Source organism: Dehalococcoidales bacterium (assembly GCA_041652735.1).
Taxonomy (GTDB): domain Bacteria; phylum Chloroflexota; class Dehalococcoidia; order Dehalococcoidales; family RBG-16-60-22; genus RBG-13-51-18.
In genome coordinates this window covers 95,011-112,940 of sequence record JBAZGT010000003.1, presented here as the reverse complement: position 1 = coordinate 112,940, position 17,930 = coordinate 95,011, and the positions used below count along the sequence as shown (strand labels likewise).

Genomic DNA, 17,930 nt, shown 5'->3' with positions numbered 1-17,930 from the left:
CCCAACTCCTAAAAACGGGGAGGCGGGGAAGATTCCTGGGGTGGCTATATTGCTCTGGGAATTTTTATTTGGTCAACCCTTGATTATAGCGGAAAAAAAGTTATAAAATTTCTCTATTGCGCTTACGGCGACCCGGCCGTGCCTGAAATACGGGAATAAACTTTATAAAGGGGGGCAGGTGATTGAATGCGTTGGGAAGACACCTACTGGTTGAACTGCATGACTGTGACAGGGAGGCTTTGAACGACCTGGACCTCATCCGCGACGTCATGGTCAAAGCGGCCATCGATTGCGGAGCGGTAGTACTCGGAAGCTCCTTCCACCGTTTCAGTCCCCAGGGAGTCAGCGGGGTGGTGGTTATCGCCGAATCTCACCTATCCATCCATACCTGGCCGGAATACGGCTACGCGGCGGTGGATGTATTTACCTGCGGCACTTCCGTCAATCCGGAAAAAGCGGCCGAGGTACTCATCGAGAAATTCGGCTCCAAGCACCACTTTACCACCGAGATACCGAGGGGGGTCATGGTTGCCGTGTAAATCACGGGGATTTTTTTATGGATACAGACCCAGATAAAAACTGGCTGCGCGACAAGATAAACGAAGACTTTTTACAGCTGCACCGCATCGACGAAGTAATGTATGAGGGGCGGACGAAATACCAGTCTGCCCGGATATTGAAAAGTCGGCTGCTGGGTGTATGCCTGGTGCTGGACAATAAAATACAGTCCAGCGAGCGGGACGAGTTTATCTATCACGAGGCGCTGGTCCAGCCGGTGATGATAACCCATCCCGGGCCGGAGACCGTGTTTATAGCGGGGGGAGGCGAAGGCGCCACCCTGCGGGAAGTGCTGCGTCATAAAACGGTAAAAAAAGCGGTGATGGTGGACATCGACGACCAGGTTACCGAGCTGAGCAAAAAGTACCTGCCCGCCCACGCCGCCGGCGCATTTGAAGACAAGCGCGCGGAAGTCCATCACGTGGACGCCCGGGAATTTTTGAAAAAATCCAAAGAAAAGTACGATGTCATCATCATAGATTTACCCGACCCCATAGAAGAGGGGCCGGCGGCCAGGCTTTTCACCAACGAGTTTTACTGGATAGTGCGGGAAAAGCTCAACGTGGAGGGGCTGATATCCGTCCAGGCCGGTTCCGCCAATCCCACGGAGCTGCTGAACCTGACGGCGGTAAGCACCACCCTGAAAAGCGTTTTCCCGGTAGTCTCACAGTACACCACCTACATGCCCTGCTTCGGGGGGCCGTGGGGTTTCTGCACCGCCTCACGCAAGCACAGTCCCGCCCTGCTGACGTCTTATGAAGTGGACGGGCGTATCAAAGCCAGAGAGCTGAACGGTCTTAGCTTTTATGACGGCGAGACCCACCGCGGCATTTTTTCCCTGCCTTTATACATCAGAAAAGCCCTGGCGGCGCAAAAGAGAGTGATAACGGACAAGAAGCCGCTGTATTTATACAAGAGTTAACAGTTTTCAGTCTACAGTTTACAGTTTTCCCCCGCCCCTTTTCCCCACTGTCATTCCAGCGTAGGCTGGAATCCAGCTACGCATTCCTAAATTACAGGTACTAATAATGGATTGACACCTTCGCCATTCAGGTAGCTACTACTACAGGCAGATTCTGACGGTCGTCCCGATAAAGATGTAGGGGAACTCATCGGGACTCCCTCAGAATGACAGTTACGGAATAATAAGATTGCTTGGTCGTTTTACTCCTCGCAAAGACAGGGAGCAAAATCCCTCTTATCCCCCGCGAAGGGGAACCCCCCACCCCGATATTCTTCGTTTCGGCTCAGAATGACAAGGCGGGTATAGTCCGGATTCCCGAGCGGGGCGGGAATGGCGCATAAAAAAACAACAGGCCGGTGAAAAATTAATCTCACCGACCTGTTATCGTTTCAGTGAACTAAATCACTAGCTGCGGCTGGACCGCATTTTGCTGAAGCAATCGCTGCAATAAACCGGTCTGCCTTCACGGGGCTCAAAAGGTACTTCCGTTTCCTTGCCGCACTCGGCACAGACGGCCGGGAACATCTGGCGGGATTTCATACCGCCGGCACCCATCCGCTCCGATTTTCTTGCCTGACGGCAGGTAGGGCAGCGCTTGGGCTCATTGGTATAACCTTTGGACTGGAAGAACTCTTGCTCCGCAGCGGAAAATGTGAACGAAGTCCCGCAATCGGAACACTGTAATGTCTTGTCCTGAAATGCCACGGATGACCTCCTTTCTTCTGTTAGTTGGTTAGAGCTAAGGTCATCCGTATCAGGGTCGGGATAAGGTAAAGTATATGCATTTGCGATAACCTAGACTGAAAACCACCGTTGGATATTATATACTGGAACATTCGTTTTTGCAATAGGGTTTGACATTATATTTTATAGCTGTTAGTACCAGCATTAGGTAAGTGCCCGCCCCGGCGCGGCGGCGGGCGGCGGTTTATTTGTACATATTGACTAAATCCGCCGGGGCGAATATATTATTAAAACATGGAGTAGCCGACCGTAAAAAGGAGGGTTATATGGGATATGAGCCGCAGTTTAACCGGCTCCGCCTCTACAATCTCTTCATGGGTTTCCTGCACCTCGTCCAGGGTTTACTTATCATTCTCCTTTCCAATGACTTCAAGCTACCCATCACCACTTCCTTCCTGACGCTGAACCAGGGCACGGGCAAGCTCTGGCCGGAGACCAGCGTGCTGGTCAACCTGCCTTTCGGCCTACTGGTGGCGGTATTCCTGCTGCTCTCCGCCGCGGCGCATTTTACCGTCGCCTCGCCGGTGGCGTTCGGGTGGTACGTGAAAAACCTCAAAAAGGGCATCAACTACGCCCGCTGGTACGAGTATTCCCTGAGCGCCTCCCTGATGATAGTGCTGATAGGGATGCTCTGCGGCGTATACGACCTCGGCGCGCTTTTGATGGCCTTCGCGCTTACGGGCGTGATGAACCTCTGCGGCCTGGTAATGGAAGTCCACAACCAGACCACGGCAAAGACCAACTGGACGTCTTACGTGGTGGGGTGCATCGCGGGGGCGGTGCCGTGGGTGGCTATCGCCATCTACTTCTTCGGGTCGCTGGCCAAAGCGGACGAGGGCGTGCCCAAGTTCGTTTACGCCATCCTGCCCACGCTGTTCGTGTTCTTTTTCTGCTTCGCGGTCAATATGGTGCTGCAATACAAAAAGGCGGGCAAGTGGCGGGACTACATCTTCGGGGAGCGGATGTATATCCTGCTGAGCCTGATAGCCAAGTCCGCCCTGGCCTGGCAGGTCTTCGCGGGCACTTTGCGGCCGGTGTAGGGCGGGGGACAGCATGACTATACAGGTGATAACAGACAGCACCTCCGATATACCGCAGGAGCTGGCGACGGAGCTCGGCATCAGGGTGATTCCGATATACGTGCGCTTCGGCGACCGGCTGCTGCGCGACGGCGTGGACATAAAGACCGACGAGTTTTTCCGGCTGCTTACCGATTCGCGGCTGCACCCGGCAACCTCACAGCCGACGCCGGAGGACTTCGAGCTGGCGTACCGGGAGTACTGCGGCCGGGCCGACGGCATTATCTCCGTGCATATCTCGTCCAAAATAAGCGGCACCTGTAACGCGGCGCTGCTGGCCAAGAAAGCGGTGGAAAGCCGGTGCCCTATCGAAGTTATCGACTCCAGGTTCAATTCGGCGGGGCTGGCGCTGGTGGCGATGGCCGCGGCCAGGCTGGCCGGGGGAAAGAAAGACCTGAAAACAATCGCGGAAGAAGTGCGGAAGGTTATCGGGCAGGTACACATGCTGGGCATGTTCGACACGATGAAGTACCTGGCCTGGAGCGGGCGGGTGCCGCGGGCGATAGTGGCGGCGGCCAATATCCTTAACGTCAAGCCCATGCTGGCTTTCCGGGACGGAGAGATAGTAAGGACGGGGCTGGTGCGCAGCTTCACGCGCGGGGCGGAAAAGCTTTATGAGTTCGTCCAGGAAAAAAAGGACATAGCGGAGCTGGTCATCACCCACAGCGCCATACCGGAAAAAGCCGCCGAGTTCAAAAAACGGCTGGGACGGCTCTTCCCGGAGGAAAAAATCCGGGTAATGGAGATGGGAGCGGGGCTGGGAGTCCACGGCGGGCCGGGCGTGCTGCTGGTGGGATTGAGGCAGTCCGGCTAAACTTTTGCTTTAATGCAAGCCCGGCCCTACCGGGCGCGGAACAGCATTGGCCAGACCAGCATATCCAGCACCGCGGTCTGCACGCAAAAAGCGGCGGCGCCCGCTACCGCCAGCCAGTAAGCCGTGCCGGCCTCCCGCGGGCTGACGGCCAGAATAGCCCAGAGCAGCGCCAGGGAACCGATACCGACCAGCGCCAGCGCCAGGCGGACGCCGACCCAGAGACCGGGGCCGGGATGGTCCACATAGGCGATAGTCAGCGGCATCCACAGGGCGGAAGGAATGAGAATAACCAGGAAGATGACATCGAACAGCCAGAAGCCGAAGCGCCCGGCAATCTGGATGTCAGCGGGGTCCAGGCGGAAAAAGAGCCAGTAGCTGAAGGCAAAGAAGCCGAAAACCGCCAGTATCATGGTAACGAAATTGAACGTTCTCAAGCCGCCGGTAACCCCACCCCAGAGCTTTTCCGCGCTGCCGGGGTGCGTGTGAAAACCCCGGACATAGCTGCCGATGACGGCGGCGCCGCAGACAGCCATGACCGCGAGCAACAGCCACTGCTGGTTATGCATTACCGTACTCCTCCTTCGCAACAACGATAATGTTACATATTATGGCAACAGGAAGCGGGATATTGATTATAGGACATTTATCTCTCGGGGGCAAGAGGGTAAGTAATAGACAGGGCTTTTTGACAGGCGCCGGGATGGAATTTATACTGGAAACATCGAGCTGACGCCGAACAGCGTGGGAAAATACAGGATTTAGCGATAGGCCGGGACAGAAATGGCCGCGCTTCACCCGCAATAACCATAAGGAGAAATAACATGAACGTACCGCCGGCGCTGGATGCCGCCAATACCGTGCTGCTGCTTATCGACTTCCAGGAGAGGCTTTTCCCGGTGATGCACGATAAAGAAAAACTGCTGCGTAACCTCCTCAAGCTTATCAGGGGGATAAAGGTGCTGGAAGCGCCGGTAATCATCACCGAGCAGTACCCCAGGGGGCTGGGCCCCACCATCCCGGAGATTAAAGAGCTTTTACCGGACGTCAAACCGGTAGAGAAAGTCTGCTTCTCCTGCTGTGACGCGCCGGAGTTCGGGGCGGCGGTGGCATCGCTAAAGCGCAAGCAGGTGCTGATAGCCGGCATCGAGGCGCATATCTGCGTGTACCAGACGGCGATGGCGCTGGCGCGGGAGGGATACCAGGCGCAGGTAGTGAGCGACGCCGCGGCCTCCCGCGACCCCGAGAACAAACTGACGGCGCTTTTCAAGATGGGGGCGGCGGGCATCAGCCCCACCACCGTCGAAACGGCTTTGTTCGAGCTGCTCAAGGCGGCCGGGACGGACAAATTCAAGCAGATAAGCAGCATCGTAAAGTAACATGGTAAAAGATAACGTTCCCGGAAAAGAACCCGGGGCTATGCCCTGCCGGCGCTGCGGTATGTGCTGCACCATGCACCAGGCCTTCGTGACGCCGCAGGATACGGAAAGAATTTTAAGTTACCTGGGGATAACGGAGAGCGACTGGGAAGAGCTTTACGACGACCGGCGCTGGCAGTATTCCGAGTACCGGCTGATACGCCACGTCAACGGCGCCTGCGCTTTTCTCCAGTTCGATAACGGGCTGGCGGCCTGCGCCATCCACGAGGTGAAGCCGGCCTGCTGCGCCAAATGGCAGCCGGGGCCGGATAAAAAGGAATGCAAGGAGGGGGCGGGGCGGGGCAAGTAAGCGTTTTTAACAAAGCGGCATCGTCCCCATATAATAACGCCAAAATGTCTTTATCGTTCAAAACGTCTGCCCCGGTGATTTAGATGCAGGGAGAGTCCACGAGGGTCATCTACGCGCTCGCCTGGTATTTCGTCTTTGTAATTTCGGTCACCTTTCATGAAGCCGCCCACGCCTGGGCCGCCAAAAAAGGCGGCGACCTTACCGCATATACCGGGGGGCAGGTATCCCTGAACCCCTGGCCGCACATCAAGCGGGAACCGTGGGGCATGGTGGTACTGCCGCTGATATCAGCGTTCGCCATAGGGTGGCCTTTCGGGTTCGCGCGTACGCCTTATGACCCGACATGGGCGCACCAGCACCCGCGGAAAGCCGCCTGGATGGCGGCGGCGGGCCCGGCGGCGAACCTGCTGCTGGCGATTTTCGCCGTAATCATCATCAAACTGGGCATACAAATCGGCTTTTTCGCGGCACCCTATACCGCCAATATCCAGCACATCGTGGATGCCACGTCAGTCAGGCTGGACGGGTTTGCCACCTTCATCAGCATTTTGTTCATGCTGAACCTGATACTGGTGATTCTAAACCTGTTTCCCCTGCCGCCGCTGGACGGCAGCGGTGTAATTTCTCTATTCATGAGCGAGGACACCGCCCGTAAATACCGGAAATTTATTGCCAATCCGCTGTTCGGATTCATCGGCCTGATACTGGCCTGGTACGCTTTCTCGCCGCTTTTCCAATGGGTGTTCGGCAGGGTCATCAACATCATTTACTGGGGCGCGAATTACCAATAGCGGGGGATCGCCGCACATCAGGCGTCCAGGCTGACAGTCTTTTTAGCCCGGATATCCCTGGAAGAACTCCCCACTAAAATCTCAAAATCGCCGGGCTCAACCGTCCAGTCCTTAAGGGCGGGGTCGTAGAAGGAGAAGACTTCATCATCCAGCGTGAAAGTCACCGTCTGCGTCGCGCCGGAGGCCAGTCTGATTTTCTTAAAGGCTTTAAGCTCCCGGGGCGGGCGGGCGAGGCGGCAAACGACATCCGATACGTAAAGCTGCACCACCTCTTTGCCAGCCGTTTGGCCGGTATTGGTAATATCTATGCTGACGGCTATTTTTTGTCCAACTTTAGCTTTAGCCGGAGAAACCTTGAGATTGCCGTACTTGAAGCCGGTGTAAGACAGGCCGTGCCCGAAGGGGAATAAAGGCTCAACCTTTTTGGCGTCATAATACCTATAGCCCACGTAGATGCCCTCGCCGTAGAGCACCTTACCGCTTTCGCCGGGGTAATTGATAAAGACGGGGTTGTCCTCCAGGCGGCGGGGGTAAGTGTCCGGCAGCTTACCGGAGGGATTCACGTCCCCGAAGAGCACGGCGGCCACGGCATTCCCGCCTTCCTGGCCGGGAAAGAGGGCGTCAACCACGGCGGGAACGTCATCAATCCAGTCCGCCATGGTCACCGGCGCGCCGTTGTTCAGGACGACCACCGTATTGGGGTTGGCTTTGGCCACGGCGCGGATAAGCGCGCTCTGCCCCGGCGGCAGGTCCATGTTTTTTCTATCGAACCCCTCGCTCTCGTACTCTTCCGTCAGGCCGGTAAAAACGATAGCGACATCCGCCCCGGCGGCGGCTTTAGCGGCGCGTTCGAGGAGGTCATCGGGGCGGGGCAAATCACAGCCGATTCTGATGGAGCGCCGGGGGAATTGCTCGAAGTCGTTTTTGCGGAACTCAATTTTGATAGCGTAAGAACGGCCGGACTTCATGGCATACTCACCGGTAGATTCGGTAACGTGAAAGTCCGCGCCGCCCCGGCGCTCGCCCCAGTTGCCGCAGACTAAAGTATCGTCGATATAAAGCCGCCCCCAGCCGTTGGCCGCCAGACCGAACCGGAAGAGGCCGGTTTCCGGCGCTTTGAAAATGCCCTGCCAGCGCACGGAGAAGTCCGTCCCGCCTGAGCATTCGACCGGGGGGGCGTCCGGCGTCCAGCGGAAATCGAAATCGGTATCCACCCGCGTGAGGGCGGGCTTACCGACAAAATCGCTGTTGCCGTAGTAGGCGGCGGTCAGGCCGGGTTTTTTGCTGCCTTTAGCGGAAATCAGGCAAGCGGGGTCGAGGGGCAGGGTATAGATATTGCTGGGGCAGCCGAGCTCGTAGATTATTTTTACCTTATCGCCGCAGAGCTTTTGCAGGGCCGCCAGCGGCGACACTTTATAGTACGGCCGCACCTCGGCGCTGCCGCCGCCCTGGATACCAGCGACCGCGGCCTGGGGCCCGATGACGGCGATGGTCCTGACCGACTTTCTATCAAGCGGCAGGACGTTCCTTTCATTCTTCAATAAGACGATGGCCTCTTCCGCCGCGGCGCGGGCGAGGCGGCGGTGGGCGGGGAAGTCCTTAACGGCGCCGGCGACTTTAATATCTTCTTCAAAAGCGCCGGTGTTAAACATAAGCCGTAAAAGCCGCCGCACCTTATCGTCGATAATATCAACGGGCACTTGGCCCTGTTTGACCGCTTCCAGCAAGGTTTCATTAAAATACAGCGCCGGGCCGGGCATTTCCAGGTCCAGGCCGGCCTTGGCGGCGGGCACGGTGCTGTGGACGGCAAACCAGTCCGACATCACCAGCCCCTCAAAGCCCCATTCCCCCTTCAAAAGGTCGGTCAGCAGCCGGCGGTTGGCGGAGGCGTATACGCCGTTCACCCTGTTGTAAGAGCACATCACGGCCCAGGCCCCGGCCTCTTTGACCGCTTTGGCAAAAGAAGGGAAATAGATTTCCCGCATGGCGCGTTCCGACACATCGGAACTGATAGTCATGCGCTGGTACTCCTGGTTGTTCAGGGCGAAGTGCTTGACGCAGACGCTGACCTTCCGGCTTTGGATGCCGGAGACGATAGCCACGGCCAGCCGCGAGGACAGGCAGGGGTCTTCCGAATAGCTTTCAAAGTTGCGGCCGCCAAGGGGGGAGCGGTGGATATTGACGCAGGGGCCGAGCAAAACGGAACAGCCGCGCGCCCGGGTTTCCTTTCCCAGAGCCACGCCCACCTTTTTAATGAGGTCGGTGTTCCAGGTGGCGGCCAGGGCCACGCCGGTGGGGAAACAGGTGGCGGGTAGGGTCTCGTTAGGATTACTTTCGTCCGCGGTGCGGGCGCCGTGGGGCCCGTCCGTAACCTTGATAGCGGGAATGCCCAGGCGCTTAACGGGCCGGGTATGCCAGTTATCCACACCGGCCAGGAGGGATATTTTCTCCTCCAGAGTCATTTTACACAGCAGCGCGGCAATGCGTTCTTCCATGGTCGCCTCCGGCGGGTATAGTAGCGTCTAATTTGTTTTTTTAAGCGGGCAGGGTATCCAGGAAAGCGGCCAGGGCCTGCCGGAACGCCGCGAACCGCTCCTTGCGGACAAAATGGTCGGCGCCCTTTATCTCCACCCACTTCAGGTTTTTACCGAGTCGGGCGGCGTGTTCGGCGACGGATTTGGTGACGATGCCGCCATCGGCGATGATGAGGAGGGCGGGGCACTTTATTTGCGGCACCAACTCCACGTAGGTGCGCGGGTTTATCAGCTCATAGTCTCTGAGAGAGGGGTCGAACTGGAGCTTGGCTCTGGACCAGGAAACGATATCCGCTTCCGACCAGCCGGGGTTCTGGGCGCGGCAGGAGGCGACAATTTCCGCTTCAGGGCGTTTACCCAGGTCCGCCAGGTGTTTCCAGAAAGCGTCCCGTTCCGCCAGCTCCTCTTTGGAAACGGGAGGGGTATCCGGCGCGTACCAGGCCGGGTCTTCCCAGATAACCGCGCCGGGGATGGAGGGGTGTCCGGCGGCGATGTTCAGCACCGTGCCCGCCCCCATGGAATGCCCCATGATAAGCGGCTTTTTCAAGCCCAGCGCTTTTATCAGCCCCACCGCCTGGTCCGTAAGCTTCTGATAAGAAAAGTCCGCGTCCAGTCGGTCGGAAAGGCCGTGGCCCTGGGCGTCCGGCATGATGACATCGTAGCGGTCTGACAGCCATTCAGCCGTGGGCGTCCAGCAGAGGCCGTTATCCGCCGCCCCGTGGAGCAGGAGGAAAGGGGGCCTGGCGCCGCCGGTGCGGTAGTAGTGGATTTTAACACCTTCTATGGTGAGATAGCCTTCCGTGTAAGAGAGCATGAGTGTTCCTTTCTGCAAGCAGCGGGGTATGCAGTATGACTGCTGAATAATTGTATGAAATTCCGGGGAAAAATGCTAGTATATAGCCAAGAATCAAACGGAGAGAAGATATATGGCTACGAGGAAATTCGAGAGGCTGATGGAGCCCGGCAAAATAGGGTCGGTGATGACGCGGAACCGCATCGTCAAGACCGGGGCGGGGGTGATGATGTGGCACGAGGACGAGACTACCATGAACGGCAAGGTGCTGGCGTACTACGAATCGCTGGCGCGGGGCGGGGTGGGACTGCTCATCGTGGAGTCCCCCACTATAGACTACCCGGCCGGGGCGCGGTGGCGGGCGCGCTACCGTATCGACGACGACAAGTACGTGCCGGGGCTGAGCGAGTTGCCCAAAATCATCCACAAATACGGCTGCCCCACCTTCATGCAGATGAACCATGACGGCCCCTGGCAGTCCAATCTCTTCGAGGCGCCGGGCGTACCCCCGGACTCCCCCTTCAAAGGGCCGCCGATTGCCGCCTCCCGCGTCTCGCTGAAGTCGGAAAACGACTTCCATAACGAGATGCCGCGGGAGCTTACCATACCGGAAATAGAAATCATCATCGATAAATTCGCCAGCGCGGCGGTGCGCGCGCAGCAGGCCGGGTTCGACGGCGTGGACGTGAACGCCGCCAGCAGCCATTTACTGCACAACTTCCTCTCCCCGTTCTGGAACCGGCGGCAGGACAGCTACGGCGGCAGCCAGGTCAACCGCGCCCGCCTGGTAACAGCCATCGTCAAAGAGATTAAAAAGCGGCTGGGCCGGGACTTCCCCGTGTCCGTCTGCATCAACGCCGTGGAAACAGGGCAAATCGCCGGCATCGCCGATGACAAATGCCTGACCCAGGAAGAAAGCCACCAGACGGCGCGGCTTTTACAGGAGGCCGGGGCGGACATGATACACGTGCGCAGCCACTGGCTGGGCTATCACGTGGGGGCCTACCTGCCGGACCTGCTTTTCTACCCGGAGCCCATCGTCCCGCTCAACCACTTCCCCCCTCAATACAACGCCGGCCTGCGGGGGGCGGCGGCTAACGTTAACCTGGCGGCGGGGATTAAAGAACTGGTATCCATCCCGGTGATGGTGGTGGGCAAGCTGGACGCGGCGCTGGGGGAGCAGGCGCTAAGGGAAGGCAAAGCCGACTTCATAGCCATGACGCGGCGCCTCCAGGCGGACCCGGATTTTCCCAACAAGGTGGCGGCGGGGAGGCTACAGGACATCGCGCCCTGCACCGCCTGCGAGAACTGCCTGGGCAGCCAGCGCTGCCGCATCAACGCTTTCATGGGCAAGACCTTTAACACGATAGATAAAGCCGATAAAAAGAAAAAGGTGGTAGTGGTGGGGGCGGGCCCGGCGGGCATGGAAGCCGCCCGGGTGGCGGCGCTGCGGGGACACAGCGTCACCCTTTACGATAAGCAGTCGAGGCTGGGCGGGCTGCTGCCGATAGCCGCCATGGTGAAAGGCACGGAGCTGGAAGACCTGCCGGCAATTATCAGCTATTACCACCGCCAGCTGGTCAAGCTGGGCGTGAAAATAAAGCTGGGGAAGCAGGTCAACGCCAAGCTGATAGCGGCGATAAAGCCGGACGCGGTTATCGTGGCCACCGGCGGCATGCCGTTTATGCCGGAGATAAAAGGCATCCGGAACCACAAGGTAGTGAGCAGCGCCGCGCTGCACCGCCAGCTCAAGTCCTACTTACGCATTTTCCGGCCGGACACGCTGCGGCGGCTGACCAAATACTATCTGCCCATCGGGCAAAGGGTGGTGATTATCGGGGGGAGCCTGCACGGCTGCGAGCTGGGGGAGTTTTTAAGAAAGCGCGGGCGGCAGGTCACCATCGTGGAGCAATCGGCCCACATGGGACAGGGGATGGTGGATGTTATCCAGGCCTACCTGTTCAAGTGGTTCCGCAAAAAGGACGTCACCCTGATAAGCGGGGTGAAGGAGTACGTGGAAATCAACGACCAGGGGCTGATGATCGTCAACAAGGACGGCTCCCGGCAGTCCCTGAAAGCGGATACCATTATACCGGCGCTGCCGCTGGTGCCCAACACCACGCTTTACGATAGCCTCCAGGGCAAGGTGCCGGAGCTTTACGCCGCCGGCGACTGCCATGAGCCGCTGCTGATAGCGGACGCCGTGAGCGCCGGGATGCAGGCCGCCCGCGAGATATAGTCGAACAAAGGAGACAGGGACATGCCCAGACAGAAATACGCCAATAACATCGTGACGGAAGACCTGATGCCGCCGCCGCCCGAACGCGACGTGAAGAGCCTGGAAGAGCAGGCCAAAGCGGGCAAAACGCTGGACCGGACGCTGCTGCTGGGCATCCAGGACTCGATAGTGAAGGGGTCGCCCTTCGCGGGGTGCGAGTGGCTGTGGCAGCTGACCGGGGACGGGCCGGTCAGCATCGAGACGCCGCACACGCACGACTTCGACGAGGTCATCGGCTTCGCGGGGTCGAACCGCAACCACCCGCGGGAGCTGGGCGGGGAAATAGAGCTGTGGATGGACGACGAGCCCTACACGCTGACCAAGTCCTGCCTGATTCTCATCCCCAGGGGCGTCAAGCACTGTCCCGTCGTCCTCAAGCGGATAGACACCCCCATTTTCATGTTCGAGTCCGGCAACGACGTTTCATACGTAAAAATTAAAAAATAAGGCCAGGAGGATATCGATGCCGAAGAAGAACCCCAAAAAGTACTTCGTGAGCCAGCCCGCTTACGAGGTGACGCCGGAAACCGAGGTCAAGGGCCGCCGCCCGGCGATGACGCTGATGAGCAATAACCTGGTGCCGGCCAGCAATATCTACATCGAGACGGGCTGGGTGTTCGGCATGCCGGACCCCAATCCCCATATCCACGAGCACACCCACCGCTACGACGAGATTGTCGTCCACATAGGGACGGACCCGGAAAACCAGGAGGACCTGGGCGGGGAAATAGAGTTCATGGTGGACGGGGAGCCGCTGCTGATCAACAAAACGTCCGCGGTATTCGTGCCCAAAGGGGTCAAACACGGGCCGCTGACCTGGAAAAAATATACCCGGCCGCACCTGGAGTTCACCATCATGGTGGGGGCGGGGTCTTTAGCCGAGGCGGACCCGGGCGGGCACGAAACCAGAAGGGAGAAAAAAAGTGGCAAAAATAGATAAAAAATACTTCGTGACGGAGCTGAGGGACGTGGCGGGCGACGCGCCGTGGTCGCCGGTTTTTAGGGATAACGAGGCGCGGCGGCTGCTTTCCCTGGACAGCGAGGTGCTCAAGGGGGCTTTTTACATGGAGACGGCCTGGTTTTTACCGGGGGACTGGCCGGAGAAAACGGGCTCTTTGAAAGACCGCACCATCGGGGCGCACAAGCACGACTTTGACGAGACGATAGCCTGGGTGGGGACCGACCCCGCAGACCCCTATAACCTCAACGGGGAAATCGAGTTCTGGATAGACGGGCGGCAGAACTTCATCAGCCGGAGCTTTATAGCGTTCATCCCGGCGGGGGTGGAGCACGGGCCGATAAACATCCGGCGGATTGACAAGCCGATGTTCCATTTCACGGCGGGGATGGGGAAGAAGTATAAGGATTAGGGGGAAGAGATTAGGGGTGAGGGGGAAGGGAAAAACAATATTTACATTAGCCTGCCGGCGGGAAAAACGGCGGGCGGATTGGTTTTAGATGGAACTGCGTCTGGTTCATATATATTATCCGGAAAACAAGTCCAATGAGCTGCAAAATATCTTGGAGCAACACCAGAATCTAGACCAACGCTACCAGAAACTGAACGGTGACTGGTTGCAGATGCAGATTCTCATGCCGGAGAATGAGATAGAAAAGCTGACCGACGAACTTACCCAGAGCTTTGCCGACGTCAAAGGTTTCAGAGTAAATATCCTGAACGTGGCGGCAACTATCCCCCGCCCCGAGCCTCCTGAAAAGGAAAATAATGCAGTCCAGCCTGAACCCGGTCCGGAACCTGTAAAAAAACCGGCGCCCCGGATAAGCCGGGAAGAACTATACAGCGGAATATCCAGTGCTACTGAAATTTCAAGGAATTTTATTGTTTTACTGGGACTCTCCTCCATCGTGGCGGCGCTGGGACTGCAACAAAACAATCTTGTGATAATCATCGGGGCGATGGTAATCGCCCCGATGCTGGGTCCCAACATAGCCCTGGCGCTGGCCACCACGCTGGGAGACGCCGATTTAGCCCGCCGCGCCTTGAAAGCCAGCGGGGTTGCGCTGGCGGTAGTTCTGGTGTTTTCATTACTGCTGGGCTTTGTACTCGACGTGAATCCGAATACACCTGAAGTTGTTTCCAGAACTCAAGTGAATATACAAGACATTGTGATAGCTTTAGCTTCAGGCAGCGCCGGCGCTCTTGCCTTCACGACGAGTCTATCAGCGGCTCTGGTTGGGGTTATGGTCTCTGTAGCAATATTGCCTCCGCTGGTTACTTTCGGCATGTTATCAGGCAGACTGCTCTGGCATCCGGCTTTGGGCGCTCTGCTCCTATTCGCCATCAACATCGTGGCGCTTAATCTGGCGGCGGTAGGCACTTTTATTTTTCAAGGAATCAGACCGGCCAAATGGTGGGAAGCAGAAAAGGCTAAAAAGGCCACTCGTATCGCCGTGGTATCATGGCTGTTGCTGCTAATAATACTGGCGGTGTTGATAGTGCTTTCTCAAAAATAAATTTAGTCCTGAGGCTATTATCCCAGCGCCAATAGATGCTCAAACCATGCCTGGGGACCACCTGCCGATGAGAAATCCCCCGTTTTACGGCTACCGGGCATTACGCCGCCTGGGAACAGTGACAGGTCACGCCCCAGCTTACCCCGAACTTGTCCGTAAAATAGCCGCAGTATTCCCCCCAGTAAACGTCCCCCAGGGGCATCTTTATCACACCGCCGGCGGATAGAGCGTGAAATACCCTATCCGCCTCCTCTTTGGTGTCCACCCTGACCTCTATGGTGCAGTTATTGCCCTGGATGTATTGCTGGCCGGAGGATTCCGTATAATCATCCCCGCCCAGGAGCATGTTTTCTCCCAGCGCCAGGCCCACGAAGGCCAGCTTGTTTTCATCCCCGGCGGCAACCTCGTAGCCGTGCTCTCTCATTTCCTTGTATCTTTGCAGCTTGATTAGCTCCCCGCCGAACACGGACCGATAGAATTCAAAGGCTTCTTCACAGGTGCCGGGGAAGCGCAGACCCAGGTTGATTTTCATCATATTGTCATCTCCCGCATATTAGAATGTTTGTTCGGATAGCCCTCATTATACTTACCGCCATCGCGGGATGTCAAGCGCACCTTCAGCACGGGCAGCGGGCAGGACGGCCCGGCATGGCTTTCTACCAGATTTAATCGTAAACAGGCCTGTTTTCTTGATAGGGAAGGCCGCCCGGTGCTATCATTAAAACTGTTCATCATGTTTCGTAAAACTCTCGCGGATAGACTTGCCGCCATCGCCTTATGGTTCCGCTCCTCGGAAATGGTGGCGTGGCTGATACTGGCGGTACTGGTGGGGTTGATGTCCGGGCTGGGGGCGGTGGCATTCAGGTGGCTGATTAAATCCTTCCAGACGGTCTTCCTCGACTGGGGCAGTCATGTCTTCAGCTTCATGGGGCACTACTACATCATCGTCATTCCGGCCATCGGCGGGCTGCTGGTGGGGCTGCTGGTCTATTTCTTCGCCCGTGAAGCCAAGGGGCACGGCGTCCCGGAGGTAATGGAGTCCGTGGCCCTGCGGGGCGGGCGGATAAGGCCGCGGGTGGCGCTGGTAAAAATCCTGGCTTCCTCCATCTGCATCGGCAGCGGGGGGTCGGTGGGGCGTGAAGGCCCCATCGTACAGATAGGCTCCACCTTCGGCTCGACCATCGGGCAATGGCTCAAGCTGCCGGAAGAAATGGTGAAGGTGATGGTGGCCTGCGGGGCGGCCGGGGGCATCGCGGCTACCTTTAACGCGCCCATCGCCGGGGTGCTCTTCGCGCTGGAAGTGATACTGGGACGGGTGGTGACGCGGCGCTTCGGGTACGTGGTCATCAGCGCGGTGGTGGCGGACTTCCTGGCACAGGCCTTCCTGGGGAACGTCCGCGCTTTTCCCCTGCCGGAGTTCGGCATCGTCAGCGGGTGGGAGTTCGGGTTTTACGTGGTCCTGGGCATCCTGGCAGCTTTTACCGCCCAGCTTTTCGTCTGGCTGCTCTACTGGAGCGAGGACCGCTTCGACGCCTTAAAAAAAATACCGGAGTATATCAGGCCGGTCATCGGCGGTCTGGCGGTGGGCGCCATCGGCCTATACAGCCTGGACGTCCTGGGCGTGGGCTACGAGGGAATTACCAAGGCCCTGTCCGGCGAGATAACGGTGTGGGTGGTAATCGCCTACCTGGGTTTCAAGATACTGGCGACGTCCATCACCCTGGGGAGCGGCGGGAGCGGCGGCGTTTTCGCGCCGAGCCTTTTCATGGGAGCGATGCTGGGCACGGCGGTGGGCATATTCTTCGGGCACTTTTTCCCCAACATCACGGCGCCGGCCGGGGCTTACGGCATCGTGGGGATGGCGGCGGTCTTCTCCGGCGCGGCGCGGGCGCCGTTTTCCGCTATCCTGATAATCTTCGAGATGACCGGCAACTATGCCATTATCCTGCCGCTGATGACGGCGGTGGTTATCAGCACGGTGGTCAGCCGGGCGCTGCGGCGGGAGAGCATTTATACCCTGAAGCTGCGGCGGCGGGGGGTTGACCTGGACCAGGAAGAGCTGGGCGACGTGCTGCGCTCCACGACGGTGAAGGAAGCGATGACTAAAGATTACCCTACCCTGCCGGCGACGACGAAGCTGTCACAGCTGTTCAAGACCTTCCAGAAAACGGGACACCACGGCTTCCCGGTTATCGACGAGAAGGGGAATCTGGTGGGCGTATTGACGGAGACGGATATAGCACACTACCTGGATACGAGCTATATGGAAAGCCAACTGACCGCCGGGGACATAGTAGTCAAAAACCCGTTCGTGGCTTACCCTGAGCAGATGATGTTCCGGCTGCTGGACGCCATAGAGAGCACCGAGGCGCGCATACCGGTGGTGGACCGGGAAACGCGGAAACTGCTAGGAGTAATCGGCCGCCACGAGGTAATCAGCGTTTACCAGAAAAAGACCAAGCAGAAGCTGCCGGCGCGGGTGAGGAAGTAGATTTACTTCTAGATTTCAAAATCCCCTCTATTGCCTCCATAAAAAATCCGTTGTAAGATAATCCACACGGGTTGGTACATTCCAGAATACAAATACCCCTGGATACTTATAGCCACGTGGCGCCTAGATTACTGGAAGCTGCGGCGAAGGGGTTTGATGAAGTGATTAGTAGTAAGGAGCTAACAAGGAGGGAACATTAGGAGTGTTATTAGGATGATTTCTTGGATCTAGGGGGGTTGTTAGACTTGATGTTTACTGAATCATTCCGTATATTTTGTATCAGATGTGTAATTTTAAACCCTTCAAAAATCAAGATGATAAAACTTCTTTCTGTAATGTCACCGCGCATGCGTAAAATTGTGGCAATAATAAGGACCATCGTCGGGTAGCTTACTGCCGTCACAGCTAAAGCTGCCCAGAGGCCGCACTCTTTCACAAATATATACAAGATGATACTAACCAAAATGTAGAATAAAATACAATAAGTCAAATTACAGAACCCTTTTCGTTTCCTAATTCTTTTCATATCTTACCTCCTAAACAGTTCGGGTAAATAAAAAGGGCAGCCCCGAATTTCGTTCGTAAACTGCCCTGAATTTTGGAGACAAAAAAAGGGGTAAATCCGCGAATACACGCAAATATACCCCTTTAAATTAAATGTTTCTATTTACATACTTTGCCACC

The 17,930-nt window shown here is 57.3% G+C and carries 18 protein-coding genes; 13 read left to right on the top strand and 5 right to left on the bottom strand.

Translation table 11 applies throughout. The annotated features are described in order from the left end of the window. Positions 1–191 precede the first annotated feature (191 nt). Positions 192–539 carry an adenosylmethionine decarboxylase gene (gene speD, locus WC370_02085; protein ID MFA5308259.1) on the top strand — a complete coding sequence of 116 codons (348 nt, stop codon included), beginning with the start codon at positions 192–194 and terminating at the stop codon, positions 537–539. A 17-nt stretch (positions 540–556) separates the two neighbouring features. Continuing rightward, entirely contained in the window at positions 557–1,480 is a 924-nt protein-coding gene (gene speE / locus WC370_02080) for a polyamine aminopropyltransferase (GenBank protein MFA5308258.1), read from the top strand. A gap of 447 nt (positions 1,481–1,927) precedes the next feature. On the opposite strand, the gene WC370_02075 is transcribed toward speE, so the two are convergent. Beyond that, the gene (locus tag WC370_02075; GenBank protein MFA5308257.1) at positions 1,928–2,227 is read right to left on the bottom strand and encodes a zinc-ribbon domain containing protein; all 300 of its coding nucleotides are present in this window, start codon (positions 2,225–2,227) and stop codon (positions 1,928–1,930) included. Positions 2,228–2,532: 305 nt separating this feature from the next. Here WC370_02075 and heR point away from each other — a divergent pair, with 305 nt between their 5' ends. Both heR and WC370_02065 read left to right on the top strand, forming a co-directional pair. Beyond that, positions 2,533–3,306, top strand: coding sequence for a heliorhodopsin HeR (gene heR / locus WC370_02070; GenBank protein ID MFA5308256.1), 774 nt, complete (start codon positions 2,533–2,535; stop codon positions 3,304–3,306). Positions 3,307–3,319: 13 nt separating this feature from the next. Beyond that, positions 3,320–4,159 (top strand): DegV family protein, encoded by an 840-nt coding sequence (locus WC370_02065; GenBank protein ID MFA5308255.1) that lies wholly within the window; start codon positions 3,320–3,322, stop codon positions 4,157–4,159. A gap of 26 nt (positions 4,160–4,185) precedes the next feature. Here WC370_02065 and WC370_02060 read toward each other — a convergent pair whose 3' ends face one another. Next, complete coding sequence (locus WC370_02060; GenBank protein MFA5308254.1) at positions 4,186–4,725, bottom strand: hypothetical protein; 540 nt, start codon at positions 4,723–4,725, stop codon at positions 4,186–4,188. Between the two features lie 255 nt (positions 4,726–4,980). Here WC370_02060 and WC370_02055 point away from each other — a divergent pair, with 255 nt between their 5' ends. The 3 genes from WC370_02055 (at position 4,981) to WC370_02045 (ending at position 6,675) form a co-directional block, all read left to right on the top strand. After that, the gene (locus WC370_02055; GenBank protein ID MFA5308253.1) at positions 4,981–5,535 is read left to right on the top strand and encodes a hydrolase; all 555 of its coding nucleotides are present in this window, start codon (positions 4,981–4,983) and stop codon (positions 5,533–5,535) included. 1 nt (position 5,536) lies between these two features. Then, entirely contained in the window at positions 5,537–5,884 is a 348-nt protein-coding gene (locus tag WC370_02050) for a YkgJ family cysteine cluster protein (protein ID MFA5308252.1), read from the top strand. Between the two features lie 83 nt (positions 5,885–5,967). Beyond that, the gene (locus tag WC370_02045) at positions 5,968–6,675 is read left to right on the top strand and encodes a site-2 protease family protein (GenBank protein ID MFA5308251.1); all 708 of its coding nucleotides are present in this window, start codon (positions 5,968–5,970) and stop codon (positions 6,673–6,675) included. Between the two features lie 17 nt (positions 6,676–6,692). Here the strand turns inward: WC370_02045 and WC370_02040 are convergent, their stop codons facing one another. Further along, complete coding sequence (locus WC370_02040; protein MFA5308250.1) at positions 6,693–9,170, bottom strand: glycoside hydrolase family 3 C-terminal domain-containing protein; 2,478 nt, start codon at positions 9,168–9,170, stop codon at positions 6,693–6,695. A gap of 40 nt (positions 9,171–9,210) precedes the next feature. Next, the gene (locus WC370_02035) at positions 9,211–10,023 is read right to left on the bottom strand and encodes an alpha/beta hydrolase (protein MFA5308249.1); all 813 of its coding nucleotides are present in this window, start codon (positions 10,021–10,023) and stop codon (positions 9,211–9,213) included. A 112-nt stretch (positions 10,024–10,135) separates the two neighbouring features. Here WC370_02035 and WC370_02030 point away from each other — a divergent pair, with 112 nt between their 5' ends. The 5 genes from WC370_02030 (at position 10,136) to WC370_02010 (ending at position 14,755) form a co-directional block, all read left to right on the top strand. Further along, positions 10,136–12,241 (top strand): FAD-dependent oxidoreductase, encoded by a 2,106-nt coding sequence (locus WC370_02030; GenBank protein MFA5308248.1) that lies wholly within the window; start codon positions 10,136–10,138, stop codon positions 12,239–12,241. Between the two features lie 21 nt (positions 12,242–12,262). Then, entirely contained in the window at positions 12,263–12,727 is a 465-nt protein-coding gene (locus WC370_02025) for a hypothetical protein (protein ID MFA5308247.1), read from the top strand. Between the two features lie 16 nt (positions 12,728–12,743). Further along, a complete protein-coding gene (locus tag WC370_02020; GenBank protein MFA5308246.1) occupies positions 12,744–13,220 on the top strand; it encodes a hypothetical protein in 477 nt (158 codons plus the stop codon). Next, positions 13,204–13,650, top strand: coding sequence for a hypothetical protein (locus WC370_02015; GenBank protein MFA5308245.1), 447 nt, complete (start codon positions 13,204–13,206; stop codon positions 13,648–13,650). Before WC370_02020 ends, WC370_02015 begins: the two co-directional genes overlap by 17 nt. An 88-nt stretch (positions 13,651–13,738) precedes the next feature. Next, the gene (locus tag WC370_02010) at positions 13,739–14,755 is read left to right on the top strand and encodes a TIGR00341 family protein (protein ID MFA5308244.1); all 1,017 of its coding nucleotides are present in this window, start codon (positions 13,739–13,741) and stop codon (positions 14,753–14,755) included. Between the two features lie 100 nt (positions 14,756–14,855). On the opposite strand, the gene WC370_02005 is transcribed toward WC370_02010, so the two are convergent. Further along, positions 14,856–15,290, bottom strand: a complete 435-nt coding sequence (locus WC370_02005; GenBank protein ID MFA5308243.1) for a VOC family protein — start codon at positions 15,288–15,290, stop codon at positions 14,856–14,858. Positions 15,291–15,488: 198 nt separating this feature from the next. Here WC370_02005 and WC370_02000 point away from each other — a divergent pair, with 198 nt between their 5' ends. Then, a complete protein-coding gene (locus WC370_02000) occupies positions 15,489–17,246 on the top strand; it encodes a chloride channel protein (GenBank protein ID MFA5308242.1) in 1,758 nt (585 codons plus the stop codon). Positions 17,247–17,930: the final 684 nt, after the last annotated feature.